The sequence below is a fragment of the Bradyrhizobium sp. Ken01 genome (genome assembly GCF_055807355.1).
This window is the reverse complement of the sequence record NZ_JBVVPC010000201.1, coordinates 1-277: the sequence shown is the minus strand read 5'-3', so window position 1 is coordinate 277 and position 277 is coordinate 1. Positions and strand designations below refer to the sequence as shown.

The following is a 277-nucleotide window of genomic DNA, read 5'->3' as shown; positions in this document are numbered from 1 at the left end:
GATGGATACGATCTTCGGCAATCTGGTCTTCGAGCCGTTGATGCAGCGCAATGCCGACGAGGCTTTCACGCTCTACGGTTTGTTGGCCGACAGCGCCGACATGGATCCGGAGCGCAAGAGCATCGAGTTCCATCTCAATCCGAGGGCCAAATGGTCGGACGGTCAGCCGGTGACGCCGGAGGACGTGCTGTTCAGTTATGATGTCTACACCGACAAAGGCCGCCCGCCTTACAGCGACCGCATGGCCAGGGTCGCCAAGCTCGAAAAGACCGGCGAC

The 277-nt window shown here is 59.9% G+C and carries 1 protein-coding gene; it reads left to right on the top strand.

From position 1 onward, the window contains the following. On the top strand, window positions 1-277 hold a 277-nt coding region (locus AC0L3S_RS39350; protein WP_473285347.1), incomplete at both ends, for an ABC transporter substrate-binding protein.